Below are 5,037 nucleotides of genomic sequence, written 5' to 3' on the forward strand. Positions count from 1 at the left end.
GCACCGAGTCCGAGGTGATGCCGAAGCGTTCCTTGAGGGCGCCCAGGACCGGCTTGCCGGTGAGCACGCCGATGGAACCGGTGATGGTGGCGGGCTGGGCCACGATCGCGTCCGACCCCAGGGCCACGTAGTAGCCGCCGGAACCGGCGACGTCGCCCATCGTCGTGATGACCGGCTTGCCGGCCTCACGGGTCAGCTGACTCTCGTGACGGATCAGGTCCGAGGCGATGGCCGAACCACCGCCGCTGTCCACCCGGAACACCACGGCTTTGACCCGGGGGTCCTGGCGGGCGGCCCGGAACGCCGCGCAGACGGTGTCCGATCCCATCACGGCGCCGCCCAGCGGGGAACGGCGGCTCTTGCCCAGGGTGATGCCACCGGTGGCGGAGATCAGGGCGATGTGCGCGTCATCGGCGACGAACTTGGGCTTGGGCGGGGTGACGTGCCCGCGGTGGTAGCGCACGACGAACCGCAGGACGGGCTCGGGCGACTTCTCCTCCTCGCCCCGAACCTCCTTCAGCAGGTCGTCGTAGACCTCGTTCCGGTAGGCGAGCCGGTCCACCAGCCCGGCCTCCAGCGCCTCCTTCGCCAGGATCGGCGCGGTGTCGACGAGCTCGCGCACCCGCTTGTCGGTGAGACCGCGACTCTTGGCGACCGCCTCGACGATCTGGTCGTTCATGGACTCGATGATCCGACCGACCGCCTCACGGTGCGGGTCGGTGTACCCGGTCTGGGTGAAGGAGTTGATGGCGTTCTTGTACTCGTGGCGGGCACCGGCCTCGAACCTCACGTCGAGTTTGTCCAGGGCGCCCTTGTAGAACGTGGCCCGCGACATCAGGCCGTTCAACCCCACCAGGCCGGTGGGGGACAGGACGATCCGGGTGAAGGCGGTCGCCAGGTAGTAGGGGAGGTTGCCGTCACTGGCCTCGCCGAAGGTGTCAGCCCAGGCCACCGCGGGCTTTCCGGTGGCGCGGAAGTCGGCGACGGTGTCGCGCAGCTCCTGGACCTTGGCCGGGCCGAGGGAACGCGCGTCCACCCGCACGACGAGCGCACCCACCCGCGGGTCGCGCGCACCGCGGCGGATACCCTCCAGTACCTCCAGGTACTGCTGTTTGCGTCGGTTCATGATCTGGCTCAGGGGGTCGCCGGGAGACTCGTCGACCACCCCTTCCGTCAGATCCAGTTCCAGGACCAGAGGACCCTGGGGTCGAGGGCCGAAACGGTTGAGGGACAAGGGCTCAGTGATCTTCGCGAGGTCCACCATGGGCCCAGGGTAGTCGCGACGGTTCCACTGTGCGTCGAGCCTGTGGATAGCGCTAGGGTCGACCTTGCTCCGAGCCGACGAGGACCCCACACGGCGGAGACCACAGAGAAGGGCGGGACACCATGACGGGCGCGAAGGACCAGGTGCGGCGACGTGCGAGAAGGGGCGTCCAGGGCGCCGCGATCGCGGCGGTGGCACTGTTGACCCTCGGCGCCTGTGGCTCCGGGGGGCCCGAGGAGGTCGAACTGGAGCGTGGCGAGAGCGGCATGATGCCCGCGATCGACCCGCCCGGCCCGGAGGGTTTCGAGAACGTCGAGGTCGCCGGGGTGAAGATCGAGGCCCCCGACGACTGGGAGGTCCAGAACGAGGGCGGCCAGGTGTGCCTGACCCCGCCCGGGCAGAGCGCCTGCGCCTACGGTTCGGTCCGGTTGGTTCCCGAGCAGGCCGCCGACCACCCCCAGAGCTGGCCCAAGAAGGACGACGCCTTCTACGACGACGACGGCTGGGCGGACAACACCGACGGCTGCCGCAGCCTCAACACCGCGGGCTCGGGCAACATCGGCGTGGACGAGGCGACCCTGGCCAACGGCAGCGGCAACGTCTTCGAGCACGCCGACGGTCTCAAGTCCCACCACTCGATCTGGAGCGTCACCTGCGCCAACGGCGACAACTTCGAGGTGCGCATGTGGTTCCTGCCCGAGAGCGACGTGATGCTCTACGTGTGGTCCGTCGACGCCCAGTACGACGCCCTCTACGACGAGATCGCCGCGTCGATGGACACCACCGCCTACCGCGCGAACTCCTGAGGCCGTGTCCTCCAGCGCCTCCGCTTCGCTTCGGTGACCATCCGGCCGTCACCGGTGTCACGCCCTTCCCGGTATCGGTCGGCGAGGGCGACGAAAACCCCTACGGATTGCCCGAACCTCGTGTCCTGAGGGTGCCTTGAGGCCATAGGCTCGTATTCGCTGAAGCAGTCAACGCGATTTGATGGGGTGCATGCGCAGGTGACCACCATGGGAACGTCCGGGCGGGTCGAGCAGTACACGCTGGACAACGGTTTGCGTCTTGTGACCGCTCCGGCCTCCACCGGTCAGGTCGCCGCGGTCAACCTTTGGTACGGCGTGGGTTCGCGCCACGAGGTGCCCGGGCGCACGGGGTTCGCCCACCTGTTCGAGCACCTGATGTTCCAGGGAACCGGAAACACCGACAAGGGTGACCACTTCGACGCGGTCGAGCGGCTCGGCGGCGACATCAACGCCTCCACGTCCACCGACCGCACCAACTACTTCGAGACGGTCCCCACCCACGCCCTGGACCTGATCCTGTGGCTGGAGGCCGACCGTCTGGCCACCCTGCGCGAGGGCATGACCCAGGAGGTCCTGGACAACCAGCGCGACGTGGTCAAGAACGAGCGCCGCCAGCGCTACGAGAACCAGCCCTATGGCACCGCGCTGGAGCGCATCCTGCGCCTGGCCTACCCGGAGGGACACCCCTACCATCATCCGACCATCGGATCTATGGCCGACCTGGACGCCGCGGACCTGGACTACGTCAAGTCCTTCCACAAGCTGCACTACGGCCCGGACAACTGTGTCCTGACCATCGTCAGCGACCTGGACACCGCCGACGTCCTGGCCCGGGTGGAGAAGTTCTTCGGTCACATCCCGGCCCGCGAGGAGATCCCCGAGGTCCCCGACTCCACCCTGACCGGTGGGCTGGGCGGCCCGGTGGGCGACGCGGTCACCGAGACCGTCCCCGCCGCCGGTGTCTTCATCGGCTTCCGGGTGCCCGCCTACGGTGAACGCGAGCACGACGCCGCCCAGCTGGCCGCCGCGGTCCTGGGACAAGGCCAGGGCAGCCGCCTGTACCGTTCGCTGGTCGTGGACCGCCCCATCGCCGCGGACGACGGCGGTGGCGCCGCGGACATCCTGCCGTTCCGCTACACCGACAGCCTGCTGCTGGTGAACATGCTCGCCCGCGAGAACGTCGACGGCGACGTGCTGGAGAAGGCCATCCGCGAGGAGATCGCCAAGCTCGCCGACGGGGTGAGCGACGAGGAGCTCGACCGGGCCCGCGCCGTCCTGGAGCGCGAGCACCTGCACCACATCTCCGGCCCCTCCGGCCTGGCCGACACCATCGGTGCTTGCACGCAGTTGTTCGGCGACCCCGAGCTCGCCTACACCTGGCCGCAGCGCTGGGCCGACATCACCGCCGAAGAGGTCCGTGCCGCCGCCGCGCGCCTCCTGGTCGACGAGAACATGCTGGTCGTGCGGTTCGACCCCGAATCCGGGGCAGAAGCCGACGCTTCCCGTTCGTGACCGCAGGCCCCGTCGTTCCCAGCCACAGAAAGAGCCGCAGCATGCAGCAGACCCGTCCGGACCTCGGTGCCGCCGCGTCCTACACCTTTCCCAAGCCCCAGCGCATCCGTGTCGGCAACGGCACGGTCGTCGCCGTGGACCTGCCCGGCCAGCAGCTGGCCTCGCTCCGCCTCATCCACCCGGCGGGCGGTGCGGTCGAACCCCTCGACGCCATGGGCGTCGGCGCCCTGACCAGTGAGGTCCTCGAAGACGGCCCCGACGGCAACAGCTCGCTGGCGCCCGCACTGGAGCGCTACGGTGCCGAGTGGATCTCCCGCGTCAACTGGGACGGTTTCATCACCGGCCTGGACGCGCCGACCAACCGCCTCGGCGAGGCCGTCCGCCTGTTCACCGACGCGGTGCGCCGCCCAGCGCTGAACCCCGACGACATCCTCCGACGCCGTGAACAACTCCTGGAGCGCTTCTGGCTGGAGGCCGCCTCCGCGTCCACCCTGGCCATGCGCAGCCTCGGTGGCCAGTTGTTCAGCGGCCGCTACGCCACCCCGCTGGCGGGCGGCCCGGTCAAGCTCGCCGACGTCACCCCCGAGCGGGTGGCCGCCTTCCACGCCGAGTCCCTCGCCTCGGTCGCCGGTACCCTCGTGGTCGTCGGTGACCTGGCCGGGGTCGACCTGGAGGAGCTGGGTCGCGGCGTCTTCGGCGACGCCGCCGCCACCCCCGAGCGCCTGATCACCGAGCCCGCGCCGCCGCCCGGCGAACTGCCCCGGGTCCTCATCGTGGACCGTCCCGGGTCGGTGCAGTCCGCCCTGGTGGTCGCGCACCGGGCCCCCTCGCGTTCGCAGGTGGACCTGCCGCGCGTGGAGGGCATCAGCGAGGTCCTGGGCGGAATGTTCACCTCCCGCCTCAACATGGAGCTGCGCGAGCGGTTGGGCTACACCTACGGCGCGGGCAGCCGCTTCGACCTGCGCCGCGACAGCGGTGTCTTCTTCATGAGCACCCAGGTGGAGGCGAGCACCACCGCGCACTCGGTCACCTCCACCTTCGAGCAGGTTCGGAAGCTGCGCGAGGGCGGGGTCACCGAGGACGAGCTGACCACCGTCCGCGAGTCCAACACCGTGGGGCTCCCGGTCGCCTTCTCCACCGCTCGCGCGGTCGCCGGCGCCCTGGTGGACATCGTCGTGCACGACCTGCCCGACGACCACGTCGACCGGGTGCGGGCCGGCTACGAGAAGCTCACCGCGCAGGACCTGAACAGCGCCGCGGTCGAGCACCTCCACCCGGAGGAATCGGTCGTGGTGGTGGTCGGTGACGCCGACAGTCTCCGCGAACCCCTCACCAAGGCCGGGATCGGTCCGGTCGAGGTGCGTTCCCCCGAGTCCCTCTGGAGCTGACCCTCGTGGCGGGCGTCGCGTGCTCGGGTGGTGGGGCCGAACCCGAGGCGGACCGGCCTGCTCGGCC

4 protein-coding genes are annotated in these 5,037 nt (G+C 70.0%); 3 read left to right on the forward strand and 1 reads right to left on the reverse strand.

Annotation, left to right across the window (positions count from 1 at the left end):
* Positions 1-1,264 (reverse strand): S49 family peptidase (locus ABZ717_RS28325; protein ID WP_358516249.1); only part of this gene is annotated, 1,264 nt, incomplete at its 3' end.
* Positions 1,265-1,386: 122 nt separating this feature from the next.
* On the opposite strand from ABZ717_RS28325, the gene ABZ717_RS28330 reads away from it, so the two are divergent.
* From ABZ717_RS28330 to ABZ717_RS28340, 3 genes are all read left to right on the forward strand, one after another.
* Positions 1,387-2,070, forward strand: a complete 684-nt coding sequence (locus ABZ717_RS28330) for a hypothetical protein (protein WP_358516252.1) — start codon at positions 1,387-1,389, stop codon at positions 2,068-2,070.
* Positions 2,071-2,277: 207 nt separating this feature from the next.
* On the forward strand, positions 2,278-3,582 hold the full coding sequence (locus tag ABZ717_RS28335; protein ID WP_358516255.1) for a pitrilysin family protein: 1,305 nt from the start codon (positions 2,278-2,280) through the stop codon (positions 3,580-3,582).
* A gap of 41 nt (positions 3,583-3,623) precedes the next feature.
* On the forward strand, positions 3,624-4,970 hold the full coding sequence (locus tag ABZ717_RS28340; protein WP_358516258.1) for a pitrilysin family protein: 1,347 nt from the start codon (positions 3,624-3,626) through the stop codon (positions 4,968-4,970).
* Positions 4,971-5,037: the final 67 nt, after the last annotated feature.

The sequence above is a fragment of the Nocardiopsis sp. NPDC006832 genome, from assembly GCF_040635885.1.
In the GTDB taxonomy this organism is placed as follows: Bacteria; Actinomycetota; Actinomycetes; order Streptosporangiales; family Streptosporangiaceae; genus Nocardiopsis.

Bases quoted from the DNA above. Each gene is read 5' to 3' on its own strand.
- ABZ717_RS28330 (WP_358516252.1), top strand. From the start codon at position 1,387: ATGACGGGCGCGAAGGACCAGGTGCGGCGACGTGCGAGAAGGGGCGTC.
- ABZ717_RS28335 (WP_358516255.1), top strand. From the start codon at position 2,278: ATGGGAACGTCCGGGCGGGTCGAGCAGTACACGCTGGACAACGGTTTG.
- ABZ717_RS28340 (WP_358516258.1), top strand. From the start codon at position 3,624: ATGCAGCAGACCCGTCCGGACCTCGGTGCCGCCGCGTCCTACACCTTT.